The sequence below is a fragment of the Alteromonas sp. BZK5 genome (genome assembly GCF_014349115.1).
GTDB classification, from domain to species: Bacteria; Pseudomonadota; Gammaproteobacteria; order Enterobacterales; family Alteromonadaceae; genus Alteromonas; species Alteromonas macleodii.
Genome location: NZ_JACSOE010000018.1, coordinates 1 through 16,620, shown reverse-complemented (window position 1 = coordinate 16,620; position 16,620 = coordinate 1). Strand labels below are relative to the sequence as shown.

The 16,620-nt window shown below is 42.8% G+C and carries 15 protein-coding genes and 1 other RNA gene; 14 read left to right on the top strand and 2 right to left on the bottom strand.

Features of this window, described 5'->3' with window-relative positions; genetic code table 11:
- The first annotated feature begins 66 nt into the window (after positions 1-66).
- The 3 genes from tyrR to maiA all read left to right on the top strand — a co-directional run bounded on the left by tyrR (position 67) and on the right by maiA (position 3,844).
- Entirely contained in the window at positions 67-1,623 is a 1,557-nt protein-coding gene (gene tyrR / locus BIZ39_RS07355) for a transcriptional regulator TyrR (RefSeq protein WP_014948686.1), read from the top strand.
- A gap of 401 nt (positions 1,624-2,024) precedes the next feature.
- Positions 2,025-3,035: a fumarylacetoacetate hydrolase family protein gene (locus tag BIZ39_RS07350; protein WP_014948687.1), complete on the top strand. Its 1,011-nt coding sequence runs from the start codon at positions 2,025-2,027 to the stop codon at positions 3,033-3,035.
- A 155-nt stretch (positions 3,036-3,190) separates the two neighbouring features.
- Complete coding sequence (gene maiA, locus BIZ39_RS07345) at positions 3,191-3,844, top strand: maleylacetoacetate isomerase (RefSeq protein ID WP_187446689.1); 654 nt, start codon at positions 3,191-3,193, stop codon at positions 3,842-3,844.
- 45 nt (positions 3,845-3,889) lie between these two features.
- On the opposite strand, the gene BIZ39_RS07340 is transcribed toward maiA, so the two are convergent.
- On the bottom strand, positions 3,890-4,357 hold the full coding sequence (locus BIZ39_RS07340; RefSeq protein WP_014948689.1) for an Lrp/AsnC family transcriptional regulator: 468 nt from the start codon (positions 4,355-4,357) through the stop codon (positions 3,890-3,892).
- A 308-nt stretch (positions 4,358-4,665) separates the two neighbouring features.
- Here BIZ39_RS07340 and BIZ39_RS07335 point away from each other — a divergent pair, with 308 nt between their 5' ends.
- Positions 4,666-5,724, top strand: a complete 1,059-nt coding sequence (locus BIZ39_RS07335) for a Glu/Leu/Phe/Val dehydrogenase dimerization domain-containing protein (RefSeq protein WP_014948690.1) — start codon at positions 4,666-4,668, stop codon at positions 5,722-5,724.
- A gap of 86 nt (positions 5,725-5,810) precedes the next feature.
- Positions 5,811-5,907, top strand: an RNA gene (gene ffs / locus BIZ39_RS07330) — signal recognition particle sRNA small type.
- A 15-nt stretch (positions 5,908-5,922) separates the two neighbouring features.
- Here the strand turns inward: ffs and BIZ39_RS07325 are convergent.
- Positions 5,923-6,204 carry a late competence development ComFB family protein gene (locus BIZ39_RS07325; protein WP_014948691.1) on the bottom strand — a complete coding sequence of 94 codons (282 nt, stop codon included), beginning with the start codon at positions 6,202-6,204 and terminating at the stop codon, positions 5,923-5,925.
- Positions 6,205-6,440: 236 nt separating this feature from the next.
- Here BIZ39_RS07325 and BIZ39_RS07320 point away from each other — a divergent pair, with 236 nt between their 5' ends.
- The 9 genes from BIZ39_RS07320 to BIZ39_RS07280 form a co-directional block, all read left to right on the top strand.
- Complete coding sequence (locus BIZ39_RS07320; protein ID WP_187446688.1) at positions 6,441-7,529, top strand: tryptophan 2,3-dioxygenase family protein; 1,089 nt, start codon at positions 6,441-6,443, stop codon at positions 7,527-7,529.
- Between the two features lie 18 nt (positions 7,530-7,547).
- Positions 7,548-7,766, top strand: a complete 219-nt coding sequence (locus tag BIZ39_RS07315) for a hypothetical protein (protein ID WP_187446687.1) — start codon at positions 7,548-7,550, stop codon at positions 7,764-7,766.
- A complete protein-coding gene (locus tag BIZ39_RS07310; RefSeq protein WP_187446686.1) occupies positions 7,763-7,993 on the top strand; it encodes a hypothetical protein in 231 nt (76 codons plus the stop codon). The genes BIZ39_RS07315 and BIZ39_RS07310 overlap by 4 nt, the downstream gene beginning before the upstream one ends.
- A gap of 55 nt (positions 7,994-8,048) precedes the next feature.
- Complete coding sequence (locus BIZ39_RS07305) at positions 8,049-9,518, top strand: tetratricopeptide repeat-containing sulfotransferase family protein (RefSeq protein ID WP_187446685.1); 1,470 nt, start codon at positions 8,049-8,051, stop codon at positions 9,516-9,518.
- Positions 9,519-9,855: 337 nt separating this feature from the next.
- A complete protein-coding gene (locus BIZ39_RS07300; RefSeq protein ID WP_187446684.1) occupies positions 9,856-12,672 on the top strand; it encodes a TonB-dependent receptor plug domain-containing protein in 2,817 nt (938 codons plus the stop codon).
- A gap of 850 nt (positions 12,673-13,522) precedes the next feature.
- Entirely contained in the window at positions 13,523-13,759 is a 237-nt protein-coding gene (locus tag BIZ39_RS07295) for a hypothetical protein (RefSeq protein WP_187446683.1), read from the top strand.
- Between the two features lie 321 nt (positions 13,760-14,080).
- The gene (locus BIZ39_RS07290) at positions 14,081-14,842 is read left to right on the top strand and encodes a DUF3450 domain-containing protein (protein WP_014948702.1); all 762 of its coding nucleotides are present in this window, start codon (positions 14,081-14,083) and stop codon (positions 14,840-14,842) included.
- Between the two features lie 6 nt (positions 14,843-14,848).
- Complete coding sequence (locus tag BIZ39_RS07285) at positions 14,849-16,207, top strand: MotA/TolQ/ExbB proton channel family protein (RefSeq protein ID WP_014978639.1); 1,359 nt, start codon at positions 14,849-14,851, stop codon at positions 16,205-16,207.
- Position 16,208: 1 nt separating this feature from the next.
- On the top strand, positions 16,209-16,620 hold a 412-nt coding region (locus tag BIZ39_RS07280; RefSeq protein ID WP_187446682.1), incomplete at its 3' end, for a MotA/TolQ/ExbB proton channel family protein.

Genomic DNA, 16,620 nt, shown 5'->3' with positions numbered 1-16,620 from the left:
TTGTTATCTTTTTGTAAAAGTATGGTATTCTGTACATATATGTTTACAAAATAGCTATAACACCCTATGCGTCTAGAAATAAGCTGTCAGGACCGTCTTGGTATCACTCAAGATGTTTTAGATATTCTCGTTACTAAAGAAATAGATTTACGCGGTATTGAAATTGACCCTGCGGGAAAAATTTTCCTTAATTTTCCCAATATCGAATTTGCAGATTTTCAACACCTCATGCCTCAAATTCGCCGCATCGATGGTATCGACGATGTGAAGACGACGCTTTTCATGCCAGGAGAGCGTGAAAAAAATCAGCTTTCCGCTATTTTAAGAACGTTGCCCGACCCTGTGTTTTCTATCGACGCCAAAGGCAATATCTTGCTATGCAATGAAGCGGTGTGCGCGGGGCTAGAAATTCCGAGTAGCGAAATAGAAGGCATTGAAATTGGCGAAGTTGTGAAAGGCTTTAACTTTACCAAATGGATGGACGGTAAATCGCCTGGCCCTCAGTCTTCGAAAGTGAAGTTTATTCAACAGGATTACCTAGCCGATATGCTGCCTATTACCGTACCTGACGGCGAGCAGAATATGATCATGGCAGGTGCTGTGGTGATATTAAAATCAGAGATGCGACTAGGACAGCAATTTACCGCGTTCCACCAGTCTCCCACTGATAGCTTTGACCGCTTTGTCACTCAATCTCCGTTTATGAAGCGAGTCGTTCATGAAGCCAAGCGAATAGCTGATTTGGATGCACCTATTTTAATTTTTGGTGAAACAGGCACAGGCAAGGAAATGATTGCCAGAGCATGTCATCAGTCTAGCCGTCGCAGTGAAGGTGCATTTTTAGCTTTAAACTGCGCGTCTTTACCTGACAGCGTGGCAGAAACCGAATTATTCGGTTACGCAGCGGGCGCATTCAATCAGCCTAATGCAAAAGTGGGGCTATTAGAGCAAGCAAAAGGCGGTACGCTTCTTCTCGATGAAATTGCTGATATGTCTTCTCAGCTTCAAGCTAAACTGCTCCGTGTTCTGGAAGACGGCGAATTTAGAAGAGTAGGGGATTCTGAGCCAGTTAAGGTAGACGTGCGATTTATTTGCACCACCTGTCGTGATTTAGGTCAGCTTGTAGAAGAAGGACGATTTAGAAAAGAATTGTACTACCGCTTAAACGTACTAAGTTTGGTTATGCCTTCTTTAAAAGACAGAAGGCAGGATATCGTTCCTCTAGCCGAGTCTTTCATCGTTCAACACAGTACCAAGTTAGGTCGCCGTCCTGCGAAACTCAGTAAATCCTGTGTTGATTTTCTGCAGCAGTACCCGTGGCCGGGCAATGTGAGACAGCTACAGAATGCGTTGTATCGCGCGTTATCACTCCTTGACGGTAAGGAGATTACCAAGGAAGACATTCAGCTTCCAAGTTGTGCGCCAAGCGTCACTTATATTGACGAAAACTTTGACGGCACATTAGACGAAGAAGTGAAGAAGTTTGAAAAGGACTTGCTCAAGCGGTTATATCCTTCTTACCCAAGTACCCGTCAATTGGCTAAAAAACTGGGATTAAGTCATACGGCAATTGCAAATAAGTTACGTGAGTACGGCATTAACAAGGCAACGGTAAAACTTTAATTATATGGGAGCATCGACCTTTGCCATAGGGTGAAGGTCAATGTGATCAAGTATATTTGACTTCGTTTAGCAAAGTAAAAATGGCAAATGGTCTACGCCAATTTTTATATCGTTAATGCGTTTTTGTGCCTCAGAGCAATATCAATTCATCTGTTACGATAAATTTACATCGCCCACGGAGCAAGCGGGCAGCGCTATACCTGCTCAACAGAGGCTTACTAGCGTACACCCTTTCTTACAGCCAAATAAAACTTCGTCAACAGATCACTTCTCAACGCACACCAACTAGTGGCATAACTATAATCATGGAATTGTGTGTGATGCTGCCGCGTAAAAAGATATAGGTCTTTTATTCAGGGCAAGAGCGCCAAGCTGATGAATAATTTTTCGAGGAAAGAACAATGAAACTAGCAACCTATAAGAATGAAACCCGAGATGGCTGCCTAATGGTAGTGTCGAAGGACCTTTCTCGAGCATGCAGTGCACAGGACATTGCGAAAACGATGCAAGACGCACTGGATAATTGGAAAGAGATTGCCCCTCAGCTACAGATGAAATACCAAGCGCTAAATGACAATGCGTGTGACAGCGTGCCGTTTGATGCATCTCGCTGTGAGTCGCCTCTGCCTAGAGCTTACCAATGGGCTGATGGAAGTGCTTATGTGAACCATGTGGAATTGGTGCGAAAGGCGCGTAATGCAGAAATGCCGGAAAGCTTTTGGACTGACCCATTGATGTATCAAGGTGGTTCCGATGACTTTATTGGACCCGAGGATGACATCATACTTCCAAGTGATGATTGGGGAATCGATTTTGAAGGTGAAGTCGCTGTTGTTACCGATGATGTTCCTATGGCGTGTACGCCTGAACAAGCTTCAGAGCGCATTCGACTTATTATGTTAGTTAACGACGTGTCACTTAGAGGGTTAATCCCAGGCGAACTGGCGAAGGGGTTTGGCTTCTTCCAATCAAAACCTGCGTCTAGCTTTTCTCCGGTTGCTGTAACACCAGATGAATTAGGTGATGCGTGGAAAGATAGCAAAGTGCACTTGCCTTTGCGTTCAACCTACAATGGTGAACTATTCGGTAAGCCTGAAGCGGGTCAGGACATGACGTTTGATTTTGGTCAGCTAGTCGCGCATGCCGCCAAGAGCAGAAACCTAGGTGCAGGTGCTATCATCGGCTCGGGTACAGTGTCTAATAAACAGGGTACAGATCATGGCTCTGCCATCGCTGAAGGCGGTGTGGGTTATTCATGTATTGCAGAAGTGCGCATGATTGAGACTATTCGAGACGGCAAACCTTCTACTCCTTTCATGCAGTTTGGCGATCGTATTCGCATAGAAATGCTAGATAAAGAAGGCCACTCTGTTTTTGGCGCCATTGAACAGCAAGTTAAACCGCTTAGCTAAAACTTTAAAATAAAAAGTAGTGTGGGGTAATAACGCGGTTTACTCAGTAGGCACGTTGTTGTTTTCCCCACTATCATTATAAGAGGGTGTAGAGCGTTTAGATTCATCAAAGCCCTGCACTCCTACCAAAAACGTTTAATAGGTGTGGTAGTACCATGAGTATAAAACTTTACGGCTATTGGCGTTCGACCGCCTCTTACCGCGTGCGGATTGCGCTGAATTTGAAAGGGGTTGAGTACGAGTATGTACCTGTGCATCTTGTAAACAACGGTGGCGAGCAGCATAGTAGCGAATATACGCGTATCAATCCTGCGCACCTTGTCCCTACTTTGGTTGACGAAGACGAAGATATTATTCTGAATCAATCGCTATCAATCATCGAATATCTTGATGAACGGTATGAAGGCGAACACCAGCTGGTTCCTGAACATCGAACAGAGAGAGCCAGAGTGAGAGCGCTAGCACAAGATATCGCGTGTGATATTCAGCCTTTGGGTAATCTACGTGTACTGAATGCGTTAAAAGGGAATTTTGAGGCGTCACAAGATGATGTGGCGAAGTGGGCATCCCACTGGATAACGCTGGGGTTCGACGGCATTGAAAAGCGTCTTCAGACCCAAGCTGGAAAGTTCTGCTTTGATTTCGATGTTACGCTGGCTGATATTTGCTTAGTACCCCAAGTGTATAATGCGCAACGTTTTAACGTCGATATGAGTCGCTACCCTTTAATTAGTAAGATAGCGAAGAACTGTAACGAGTTAGATGCTTTTGAGCGGGCTAAGCCCGAAAATCAAATAGACGCCACTTAGACTGACGGGGCAGAGTAGAAATGTACTCTGACCCATTTTTTTAAGTTATTGGCGTTTAATCGGTAGCTCGGTGGTGTTTTTCACCTGCTTTAAGGCGAAGGTTGAGCTTAAGTGATCGACGAGAGGCAGGTGAGTTAATTTCGTTTTAAGTAAGAATTCGTACTCTTCAATACTTTCCACTATCACTTTTAGTAAATAGTCTTTTTCACCGCTGGTGGTATGACACTCTACGATTTCATCGATGTTTTGTACGGCATTTTCAAAATCGGTTAGCGAGTCACCGTCATGGTTTTTCAACGTGACATAGATAAAGACAGACACACCTAAATTCAGTTTTTTGCTGTTTAGTAATGTGACTTTACCAAGAATGATGCCGTCGGCTTCCATTCGTTTGACACGTCTCCAGCACGGAGTATGCGACAATCCTACACGCTGGCTTAAATCTGCCATCGACACCGTGGCGTCTTGCTGAAGTACGCGCAAAATCTCACGGTCAAATTTATCCAATTTCATTAACACTGTTTCCGTCGTTTTTATGATGTTTATTATATATCAAAAAAAATTCTAGGATAGCTGTCCTAGAAAAATTGTAATCAATTCTATTGCGTTTCAGTTTGTAAATTTCATTAACAAACTTTGCAAGGCCTGTCCTCAAAACAATCGGATACACTTGGCAAAATGTTGCTGATCTTTGCGAGGCCGATAAGTGTACCGCAAATCATCTTCAGACTCTCACATCATCCCAAATGAGCGGCGTTTCGTTTTCGTGACAGCTAGACCTTGGGTAGGCTTTAATTCATCACAGTATTAACAGGAGAAATATGTCAGTTTTTGATCACCCAGAGTTCAATAATCACGAACACGTTGCGTTTTATCATGACGAGAAGGCGGGCTTGAGCGCCATTATTGCTGTACACAATACCAATCTGGGGCCAGCACTTGGCGGTTGTCGCATGTGGCCCTACGTAAATAGTGGTGAGGCATTGACCGATGTGTTGAGACTGTCAAAGGGGATGACGTATAAAGCAGCCATGGCTAACTTGGAGCTTGGCGGCGGTAAATCTGTGATCATCGGCGACCCTCGTAAGGCTAAATCGCCAGAAATGATGAAGGCAATGGGCAAGTTTGTTGAATCATTGGGCGGAAAGTATTTCACTGCTGAAGACTCTGGTATTTCAGTAACGGACTTGCAAACTATGGCAACCGAGTCGGATTACATCGCTGGTGTTAATGCTAAATACCACTATGCGGGCGAAGTACCTGACGGAAACCCGGCTCCATCTACAGCATACGGTGTGTTTGTGGGATTGAAGGCGACGGTAGAGTACGGCTTGAAGCGCAGCCTTGATGGCGTCAGTGTTGCTATACAAGGTATGGGGCACGTTGGCTACCGTCTTGCAAAGCATTTGCATGAGCACGGTGCCAAGCTTTATGTTGCGGATATCTATCCTGAAGGTGTTGAAAAAGCAGTATCTGAATTTGGTGCGACAGCTGTAGCGCCAGAAGAAATACTGAGCTTAGATGTGGATGTGTTAGCGCCATGTGCGTTGGGTGCAGCCATTAACGATCTGTCATTGCCTGAAATCAAAGCCAAAGTAATTGCAGGCGCTGCAAATAACCAGCTTGCACGTGAAGATATTGGTGAATTGCTTCAACAACGCGGCATTCTGTATGCGCCAGATTACGTGATCAACGCGGGTGGCGTTATCGACATCTTCCATCAGCGTATGGAATCGAGTTCTAATGAAGCGCTTCGCGCACATATTGAGCAAATCGGCGAAACGCTAAAAGAAATTTATACCCGTGCAGAGCAAGAAGGGGCGGCGACAAACCGCGTTGCCAACCTTATTGCCGAAGAGAGATTTTCTTTAAAGGGTTGAAAACTCTCAACCAAATAGTCATAATGCGCCCCACACTCAAGCAGGGGCGAATGACTTTGCTTTGAATGCGATTTTCTATGGTGGGCTTTTGGTCCTCCCGCAATGATACTCTGTGAACCCGGTCAGGCCTGGAAGGGAGCAGCCGCAGCAGACGACTCATGTGCCGGGATGTGGCTGGAGGCCCGCCACCCCAATTCCTTATTCGTCTTCTTTTTTAGTCTTTTCTATTTCATCTAAGTACTTGAGTGCTTTACTAATAGCATGCTCAACATTCATTTCCATTTGATTTCGTTCGCTCTGAGGCAGGTAAAACGCCATGTCTACTTCGTAGCGGATATAACGTGGTGGAACCTGATTTAAGGCAAGACAGCACAAGTCGGCTAAGTAATCAGGACTTTTCGTGGTATCGAGCCCCAGCTTACTGATTCTTTCTAAAACCAGGTGTTCATAATAGTTATGGATGTCGTCATCTAGTTTCATGTTCATTCCCCTTATAATTGTTGTTAGCGCCCTGCGTAAAAGTGCTGTGGTGTGCAAACATGCTGCGCTGAAAATACAGCGCTTGTCCAATGAATTGGACACATTTTTATACAAGCTAAATGGCACAACACGAACCTTGGCTATATATCCTTATAATGTATAGCTTGTATTCTGTGGATGTCGAGTCGACGGTTATAGAATTACAAAGTTAAACAAAGCAATAAGGCAAGAACGACATGAAAAAAAATATAGAGCCCTGCTACTACGGCGATTACCTACAGCTTGATAAGATTTTGGGGGCGCAGGACTTACAGAGTGAGAAGTACGGTGACGCGGCGCACGAAGAAATGCTGTTCATTATTGTTCACCAAGTTTATGAGCTTTGGTTCAAGCAGGTTCTTCATGAATTAAATGCAGTAATTGATACGTTTAATCAAGAGACGGTTAAAGATCAGCAGCTAACGCTAGTGGTGCATCGCTTACAGCGAGTGATACAAATTCAAAAGTTAATGAACGACCAAATTGCTATCATGGAAACCATGACGCCACAGCAGTTTTTGTCGTTTAGGGACTACCTGGTGCCCGCGTCGGGCTTCCAAAGTATACAGTTCAAGCGTTTAGAAATATCACTGGGCCTAAAGCGTGATTTCAGAATCGACTTTGATAAGCAAAGCTTTTACAACCGTCTGACTGATAAAGATAGAGCGTTATTGGAAACCCTTGAAAGCAAACCCAGTTTGTTTGAGCTGGTCGACAAATGGCTTTCAAGAATGCCGCTTCTAAAAACGGAAGGTTTCGATTTTTGGCAATATTATAAAGATGCGGCAGACGAAATGTTGAAAGACGACCATCATACAATTTCAACCAGTGACATGCTATCTGATACAGAGCGGCGACAAGAGCTAAAAGACTTACAAGCAACGATGGAGAACTTTGATGCGTTGTTTGATGATACGCATTTTGAAAAGTTAAGAGGCGAGGGCAAGTTCCGCTTGAGTCATAAAGCATTGCTTTCTGCATTATTTATAAAGCAGTACTCTGAAGAGCCTATCTTTAATCTGCCGTTCCAGCTTATTACCGCACTCACAGAGATAGACGAGCAACTCACGATATGGCGCTATCGTCACGCAATGATGGTTCAGCGCATGCTGGGCACTAAAATTGGCACTGGTGGATCGTCAGGACATCATTACCTCAAGAAAACAACTGAGTCTAATCGTATCTATTTAGACTTTTTTAACATGGCAACCTTCTTACTTCCCAAGAGTGCATTGCCAGAATTGCCTGAAACTGTAAGAAGACGACTGGGGTTTTATCTCCAATAGTTTGAAAAGTAAGCTTTTGTGCGTTTTTTCTTACAGTTATTCGTCGCATTTTTCTTTGAGAACTTTACACTGGGAGCAAACTTCCGTTGGACATCAGGTAGACCCCTTAACTCTTTTGGTTATCACCCAACAGATCTTTTCGCAAGCTACTATGATGCGGAGTCATTTGTAAAAGATGGTGAGTTAGTTTCTCGTGGCTCTGAAGGTCGTACGCTAGTACTTGGACTTTGGATTTGAGTGCGAAATACCTTATTGAGCTAGAGCAAGCGGACGTAGCGCTTCGTGCTGACATCTTTAACCTATTCAACAATGATGATGCTACTCAGCTTAACGAAATAAACGAGCGTTATGCTGGACAAAGTGATGAAGGATTATTCCTTGGAGAATACAACCCAAGTTACGGGTTGCCTACATCTTTCCAAACGCCACGTTACGTGCGCTTCAGTGTAGAAGTAAATTTCTAAACAAGGTCGAAAGCCCAGCATAGTGCTGGGCTTCTTTTTTACTATGAATCATCTATTGCAAAAGTTAGTTTCAGCCTCAAAATCAGTCAATAAGTCACAGGTTGAGGCGATAGTTAGCGACTTAATCAACTTACAAGCACCTTTACAAGAAAGATGGGTTGGAGTAGGGCAAATAGCAAAATCGTTTGGCAGTTATAGACTAGCTAAGCGCTGTATCGAAAAAGCGCTTGAACAAAGCCAAAGTGATCAAATGGTAGCGCAAGCCTTGGGAATGCTCTCTGATTTAGGAAAAACCGAGTTGGCATACGAATACCTGCAGTCTATCGGCAACAGAGTGTCGTCGTCTGTAGTGCTATTACACTTAAAAGGAGTACTCGCTTATCAACTGGGTTACTTCACTCAAGCAAAGCAGTCGCTTAGAGAAGTCTTAATAAAAGTCCCAACGTCAGGGGAAACACTCCACTTATTATCAACGATGTCTGATACAGAGGAAGCAAAAGAGCTACAGAAGGAACTAGATACCTTATTATCTAGCATGGACAAGGCCCCTTTATCAGTGTCCAAAGCATGCTTTTACAACGCCTTAGGGAATACCTACCTAAAAACCTTCGAAGTGGTTACCGCTTACCAATATTTTGAAAAGTGCGCAGAAACCATGCGAGCGATCTCACCAAAGGATAAGTCATTCGATTACTCATTAATTGAGGATTGGAGAAACGAGAACGTTGAGTGCGCAGAGGTTAAACCTTCTAACTTCACAGATGAAAGTGTTTCAACGAAAAGCTCTCCAATTTTTATTTTGGGAATTCCTCGAACTGGAACAACGCTTGTAGAACAAGTCATCATTCAAAATACAGAAGCGCAGAGTGTGGGGGAAATAGATGCCTTTCCGATGGCAGTAGATAACGTATTAAAAACTAAAAATGCTCTAGAGCGCCTAAAAACACTCGCTCTTTTAGATGAAGAAAAATGCAGTATGATAGCTGACGAGTATTTTAAGATTTGTAGCGAATATGGGGTATCAAATGCCCTGATCGTTGACAAAAGCTTAAGTAACTTGCGATATGCTTATGCTATCAAGCACGTTTTTAATAAAGCAATCTTTGTTGTCACCAAAAGAAATGAAATTGATAACGCATGGTCAATATTCAAGACGCAATTTAGTAATAGTTTACATTGGTCTTGGGATATTAGAAAAATAAAAAGTTTTATTGATAATGAGTCTAGATTAGCGAAAATTTTGGCTAATTCTAAAGAGGTAGCACCAATAGTAATACAGCTAGAAACCTTGCAAGACCAGCCACAGGAAACAATAAAACAAGTAATTAATAGGGTTTACGAAAAGCAAGGCGCTACTCGTGAGACTGAGTTGCTATCTTTACCTCCATATGAAGCAGGAAAAGTAGATACAACAGCAGTAAGAACTGCAAGTATGTATCAGGCTCGACAGCCGATAAGCAGCGACCATGCACACTCTAAAAATATCCCCCCCAAGTTCGAAAAAACATATTCAGAAATTCATTAGTAGAGTATTCGAACTGTAAGCGGCCGTCATCGATTTTGCTGTTCGCCGCATAGATGAGTTCATTAAACTTTAGTCTTGGTTTGAAGTGTATGAAAAGTGAGCTAAAAAAGCTTAGCGTTGTAAAGTATATGTAAAATGTAAGTTAATATTTACAGATTAGAGTTAAAAGACAAAAAAAAATTGAACTTTTGTGAAACACCCGTCTGATCCCAGTTGACCCTTCGCACAGGATGTGGTTATTATCAAAGTGAGGCTTTGACCTTACTAATAATAATTCGTTATATAAACGATTTAAGAAACACACACTAAGAGTTTTAGTGGTCCAGGGAGACAATACATGTTTACAAATTCTAAGCTGGCTAAATCAGTCAAGCTAGCGTTCGCGTTTAGTGCTGCGTCCGCTTTTTCATTTTCTGGTGCTGTTCAAGCACAAGAAGAGCAATCTGCTGAAACAGTTGAAAAGATTCAGGTAACTGGTTCTCGTATTCAGCGTACCGATATTGAATCACCAGTTCCAATTACGGTAATCGGACGAAATGAAATTTTATCAATCGGTGCAATCAACGCGGCAGATGTACTAAATCAATCACCTGTTTCAATTGCGTCGAGCGATCAATCAAATAGTTCTTTTTCAACTACTGCAGTTGGTCTTAACACAACGGCTTTGCGTAATTTAGGCGAATCAAGAACCCTTGTTTTGGTCAATGGTCGTCGTTTTGTATCCGGTGTATCTCCTTCCAGTGGTTACGCAGTTGACCTTAACTCTATTCCCGCATCAATGATTGAGCGTATTGAAATTCTTAAAAGTGCTTCATCTGCAATTTATGGTTCAGACGCGGTTGCTGGGGTGGTTAACATCATCACTCGCTCAGATTTTGAAGGTGTTGAAGTAAATGTGACTAGCGGCATCTCAAGCGAGTCTGACAGAGAGAAAAATGCAATAAACATCACTGCAGGTAACTCTTGGGACTCTGGAAGCGTTACTATTGCAATGGGGTATGATGACGATAAAGGTTTAAAAGCTTCTGATAGAGATTTTTCTCGTTATGATCAAGCGGTTTTCCTAGATGAAAACGGTGATGAATATGTAGATATTCAGAATTCCTCATATCCTCCACAAGGTAGAGTTGGGTCTTACAATGCTGACGGAACACCATATGTTGGATCTGAAAATTCATTTAACCGTGCATCTTATCGTCAATTAGTAACGCCTCTTGAGCGTAAATATGTTGCGTTTAACTTTACACAAGAGTTAAATGATGACGTCCAATATTTTGCTGAAGCAAATTGGAACTCTTCAGAAACTTATGATTCTACAATTGAGCCTACACCTTTTAACGTAGAAGACGTTTTCAAACCGTCTCGTGGTGGTACAGGTGGCATTAGTATGTCAAATCCTATGCTTCCAGATTTGTTGGTACAAAACTTGATGAACGACGGTCTCACAATGGATGACAACATTCCATGGACTGTAAGACGTATGGTTGAGTTTGGAGCACGTTCAACTAATATGGAGCGCGACACCGTTCGCATAGCAACCGGACTTGATTGGAATATCGACGATAACTGGGCACTTAATACTTTTGTCAGTTGGGGTAAGACCGACCAATGGCAAGAAAATGGTGGCCAAGTTAATTTAGAACGTGCGTATCAGGCATTCAATGTAGTTGAAGATCCCGACACTGGCGAGATCGTGTGCGCAGACGAAACAGCGCGTTTGTATGGATGTGTGCCTCTAAATATCTGGGGAGAAGGTACTGTTTCTGAAGAAGCTGTTCGATATGTAAGTACTCCAGCGAAAGCAACAGGTGAAGCTGAACAGTTTATTTTCGGCGCCACTGTTGTTGGTGAGACTCCTCTAGAACTTCCTGGCGGTTTTGTTAACGTGGCAGTTGGTGTTGAGCATCGTCTAGAGAAAGGTCAATTCCAACCTGGTGATTTTGCTCAGGTAGGTGCTTCAAGCACTAACCAAGCAGATGCTACAGATGGCAGTTTTTACACAAACGATGTATTCGTAGAAACAAGCATTCCTGTTTTAGAGAACTTGATTCTAGATGCTGCAGCTCGCTATGCTGACCACGAAATAGTGGGTGGTGAAACTACGTGGAATTTAGGTGTTGAATACTCACCTATTGAAACGCTTAAGCTACGTGCTTCAGCTGCAACAGCAATACGAACTCCAAACATTGCTGATTTATTTGGTGGTCGAGGAGAAACTTTTGCAGGGGTTTCAGACCCTTGTTCTGGAATCACTGCAGAAAGCACTGGTACGATAGCAGAAAACTGTTTATCTATTCCCGAGATTTCGGCGCGAGTTGCGCGTGACGGAGAATTTGTTCTAACACAAGTCGAGTCACAAAGTACTGGCGGTACTGTCGGTGGTAATCCCGATGTTAACCCAGAAACTTCAGATAACTGGAGTGCTGGTGCAGTATGGCAAGTAATGGATGGTTTATCTCTAACCGTAGACTACTATGATATTTCGATTGAGGACGCGATAAGCACAACTTCACGTTCTACGGTAGTTAGACGCTGCTTCGAGAGCACAAATTTCGATCCAAACTGTGGTGGTGACGTTGTACGCGATGCGAATGGTGCACTTGCTGAAGTTCATAGCGGTACGAGTAACGAAAACGATATCGACACTAAAGGTTTCGACGTAGAAGTAGCGTATACCACTGAGCTAGTAGGCGGTCAGTTTGGTGTGAACTTTATCTGGAATCATACTTCAGAATACGTAGTAACTGGTATTGAATCAGGTGACGCCGTGGATTTTGCTGGCGAGGTACTGTATCCAGATGATCGCGCTAATCTTAATCTATCTTATGGTTATGAAGATTGGAATTTCACATGGAGAATGCGTTACTGGGCGTCTTCAGTAGACTCTGTTGAAGGGAATAACTATAACTTCACTAACTTCGCGCCACTGGAAGAGTATAACGAATTCCCGTCAGTTATTTATCATGATGTTTCGGCTTCTTATGCAATCAGCGACGATATGAACATATCTTTGGTAGTAAGAAACGCTTTTGATAAACAACCACCTGTAGCTAACCAAAGCTCGGTCAACGGTGGTACTGGTATAAACACAGTGTCAGAAGCTTATGATGTAACAGGACGTTATATGCAAGCTAGCTTTACTGCTCGTTTCTAAGTAAAGCGTTAAGTTCTTTAGTGAAAGCAAGTCAGGCATTAGCACTTGACTTGCTTTTTTATTTGCGAATCATTTTCAAAGAGCTTTCTTGAATCTATACTTAATTGACATCTTTAATCACGTTTTCACTTTTTCTTCGAATGAAGCTACAAAGCAAGTTAAGTTTACACCTACTATGTAGTATCTTTATTCCGCTAATCATCTCTGGTACACACCTAAATAGCATCGTGGAACTACCATTCGAATGTTATTAAAGCTTGCGCAACTTTTTTCATTTGTTTACTAGATCAATAGCCAATGACAAACCCATTGCATTACTTGTAGAATCGTTAACTCTTAATCTGCAAATTCAAATAAGCTCACTCACACTAGATGCCAATTTTTTCGCTCTTGGACTTTTCAATGAAATTACAAAGATATTTGCTTAGAACAGGCTTTAACAAGCAAATATACTTTTTTCGAAACACAAAAATAGGTCTCTTCAGTTAACATATAATGAAGTCATCACTGTTGTTTGCTATTGCAGAAAGGTATGGTGTGTTCTAAATCTTTACGCTTGACATAAGTTGACTTCTATTGACTGAAAACTAATATTTGGCGTTCACGAACAGAAAGTGGAGAGGGGCGAAAGGATCTACGTTTAAATCAAAGTGCTATCTGAGTGCTTTGAAAAAGAAAATGAAGATATATTAATATCAAGCGGCTCGTAAGCGCTTTAAGCAACGCTAAAAAGACCGCTCAGGATAGAGAGAGTATTCGATTAGAGCTGAATGAAAAAGTCGGAAAACTCGTCGATGAATATAAACAAGCATTGTACGATACAAATTTCCCCAAGCTTTTGAAGACGGTATTGAATCCGAATATTTCGTTTTCACAAAAAGAAACTATCTTCAAAGAGTACGACAAAGAGCTAGAATCTCACGGTGTTAGACTATCTGATTTAATTAATGCAGCTAGAGATGCCGAAGAAGTTACGTTACTCAAAAGTAAATTAGCGTGTAACGATTTTGTTGATATTTGCGCTTCAGACGTTGTTGACAAAAAAGGTTTAATAGGCACAACAATTAGTGCCGTAAAGAGGAAGTAATCGGACGTGTTTATAGTCACTAACTGTGAATTTTTATGCGTAACGTGTCCTTCAAGTTAAATTATTAACAAACAAATTGCATAAAAGGTGATTAATTGGGCGCTGAGTGAACAATTAACCTCCACTTCTAAGGTGCAAGTGCTTTGCTAACTTGACTCTACCGAGTAATCCATGTGAATATACCACGTTCGTAGTAGTGCATTTTCATATCATTACTACATTCCTGAAACAAAATTGTGAAAGTTTTATACGCCCCTTGCCCGAATATTTTCCTATCGGCGAGGATTCAAATAAGAAATTTGGTTGGGAACTATGTCCAAAATGAGCAAGAGAACTCTTATTGCTTCTACTGTTATGGGTGCATTCGCACTAACAGGTAGCGCAGTCTCTGCAGATACGCTTGAAGATCTTCATAAAGAAGAAGCGAAAATCCACGCGGCTGCAGCGAAATCTCAAGAAAAAATCAATACGTTGTTTGAACAATCTCAAGAACTACTTGTTGAGTATCGTCAAACAGTAGATGAGACAGAAAACCTTAAAATCTACAACGATTACATCGCTAGCCTAGTTGCAGATCAGCAGCGCGGTATCGATTCGTTGCAACGTCAGATCGACAGCATCGAACAAACAAAGCAGGGCATCGTTCCTCTTATGTTCCGCATGATCGACAGCCTAGAACAGTTCATCAAGCTAGACCGTCCAATTCACTTAGACGAGCGTCTTCAGCGTGTTGAGCGTCTTCGCGACCTTATGGCTAACTCTAACGTAACTGTTTCTGAGCAGTTCCGTCAGGTATTAGAAGCTTACCTAGTAGAAGTTGAATACGGTACTAAGATCAACTCTTACCAAGGTACTATCGACGACGCGGGTACTGAAGTTACTGTTGACTTCTTTAACCTTGGTCGTACGGCGCTAGTTGCACTTTCTCTTGACCAGACTCACGCGTGGGTATGGAACAACGAAAGCCGCGCATGGGAAAAACTGGGTGACGAGTATCTGTCTTCAGTTGTTGACGCAGTTAAAATGGCTAACAACGTCATTCCTGCGGATCTGATTAAACTACCAATTAGCGCAGCGGAGTAATTGTTAATGAAACCAGTATTCAAATCTCTTTTAGCCGCTGCGACAGTTGCAGTTGCAGCAACCGGAGCGCAGGCTCAGGAAGCAAAGAGCCTGAAAGACCTTCTAGACCAGGTTCAACAGAACCGCGTTTCTGAAGCTCGCCTAGATAAGCAACGCGAAGCTGAGTTCCAATCAGCACGTGCTGACAAGCAAGCACTTCTTCGCAAGGCACAAGCAGACCTCAAAGCTGAACAAGCACGTGGCGACCGTCTACAGAAGCAATTCTCAGACAATGAAGTTACGCTAAATGAAAAGGCTGCTGAACTTGACCAAGCTACAGGTACACTTGGTGAAATGTTCGGTGTAGTACGTCAAGCATCTTCTGAAGCTTATGGCCGTATCTCTACGTCTATCGTAAGTGCACAATTCCCTGGTCGTGGCCAGTTCCTAGCTGAAATGTCAGAAGACTCTAAAGGTCTTCCAAACATTAAAGAACTAGAAGACCTATGGTTTGCTCTTCAAAAAGAAATGACTGAAGGCGGTGAAGTCGTTAAGTTCACTACAGAAGTAGTTAACCTTGACGGTGGTTCTTCACAGCAAGAAGTTGTTCGTGTTGGTACTTTCAACCTTGTTGGTGAAGCTGGCTACCTAGCGTATGACGCTGAAGCTGAAGTTGTTCAGCCTCTAGGTCGTCAACCAGACGGTCACTTCGTAGCTTCTGCTGACGAACTAATTGACGCAACTTCTGGCTTTGTTCCTTTCTATGCTGACCCTTCTCAAGGTGCAATCCTTGGTCTATTGAAGCAGAAAGCGACAATGGCTGAGCGTTATCATGCTGGTGGTCCAGTTGGTTACACAATCACAGTTATGCTTGCGATTGGCCTACTAATTGGTATCTACAAAATGATCACGCTTACGATCACTGGTGGCAAAATGCGTTCACAGCTTAAGAACGTAAACAATCCTTCTGAAGGTAACCCACTAGGTCGTATTCTTAAAGTTTACCAAGAGAACAAGACTGCTGATGCAGAAAACCTTGAGCTTAAACTTGATGAAGCGATTCTTCGCGAGCTTCCAAAAATTGAAAGCGGCATCAACGTTATCAAGATTTTCGCAGCGATTGCTCCTCTACTAGGTCTACTAGGTACAGTACTAGGTATGATCGAGACATTCCAAACCATCACACTATTCGGTACAGGTGACCCACGTATGATGGCAGGAAGTATCTCAATGGCTCTTGTAACTACTGCTCAAGGTATTATCGCGGCTCTGCCTCTAATCCTTACTCACAGCATCGTAGCTTCTCGTAGCAAATCAATCATCCACATTCTTGATGAGCAAACTGCGGGTATCGTAGCTGCTCACTCAGAGTCGGAGAAAGCGTAATATGAATTACCTGATTGGATTATTCGAATCGGTCAGGGACTTTATCGCTACCGGCGGTGACGTACTTTATTTCGTTGCTGCCGCGCTCTTTCTCATGTGGGTTTTAATGATTGAGCGTTACTGGTATTTAACCTCGGTCTTTCCAAAGGTGAAGAAAAACATCATCGCAAATTGGGATGCCCGAGCAGATACCACATCATGGTATGCGCATAGAATCCGTGACGCGTGGATTTCTCAAGCGTCAGACGACCTAAACGCTAGAATGCTGATTATCAGAACCATTATTGCAATGTGTCCACTAATCGGTCTACTTGGAACAGTAACCGGTATGATCAGTGTTTTCGAGACAATGGCAACGCAGGGCACCAGCAACGCTCGTCTAATGGCTGCTGGTATCTCTATGGCAACTATCC

What these genes read in the sequence shown, in the direction of transcription:
- BIZ39_RS07325 (WP_014948691.1), bottom strand. Translation starts at nt 6,204, where the DNA reads ATGAAACTAGATGACGACATCCATAACTATTATGAACACCTGGTTTTA.
- BIZ39_RS07320 (WP_187446688.1), top strand. Translation starts at nt 6,441, where the DNA reads ATGAAAAAAAATATAGAGCCCTGCTACTACGGCGATTACCTACAGCTT.
- BIZ39_RS07285 (WP_014978639.1), top strand. Translation starts at nt 14,849, where the DNA reads ATGAAACCAGTATTCAAATCTCTTTTAGCCGCTGCGACAGTTGCAGTT.
- BIZ39_RS07290 (WP_014948702.1), top strand. Translation starts at nt 14,081, where the DNA reads ATGAGCAAGAGAACTCTTATTGCTTCTACTGTTATGGGTGCATTCGCA.
- BIZ39_RS07300 (WP_187446684.1), top strand. Translation starts at nt 9,856, where the DNA reads ATGTTTACAAATTCTAAGCTGGCTAAATCAGTCAAGCTAGCGTTCGCG.
- maiA (WP_187446689.1), top strand. Translation starts at nt 3,191, where the DNA reads ATGAGTATAAAACTTTACGGCTATTGGCGTTCGACCGCCTCTTACCGC.
- tyrR (WP_014948686.1), top strand. Translation starts at nt 67, where the DNA reads ATGCGTCTAGAAATAAGCTGTCAGGACCGTCTTGGTATCACTCAAGAT.
- BIZ39_RS07335 (WP_014948690.1), top strand. Translation starts at nt 4,666, where the DNA reads ATGTCAGTTTTTGATCACCCAGAGTTCAATAATCACGAACACGTTGCG.
- BIZ39_RS07350 (WP_014948687.1), top strand. Translation starts at nt 2,025, where the DNA reads ATGAAACTAGCAACCTATAAGAATGAAACCCGAGATGGCTGCCTAATG.
- BIZ39_RS07340 (WP_014948689.1), bottom strand. Translation starts at nt 4,357, where the DNA reads ATGAAATTGGATAAATTTGACCGTGAGATTTTGCGCGTACTTCAGCAA.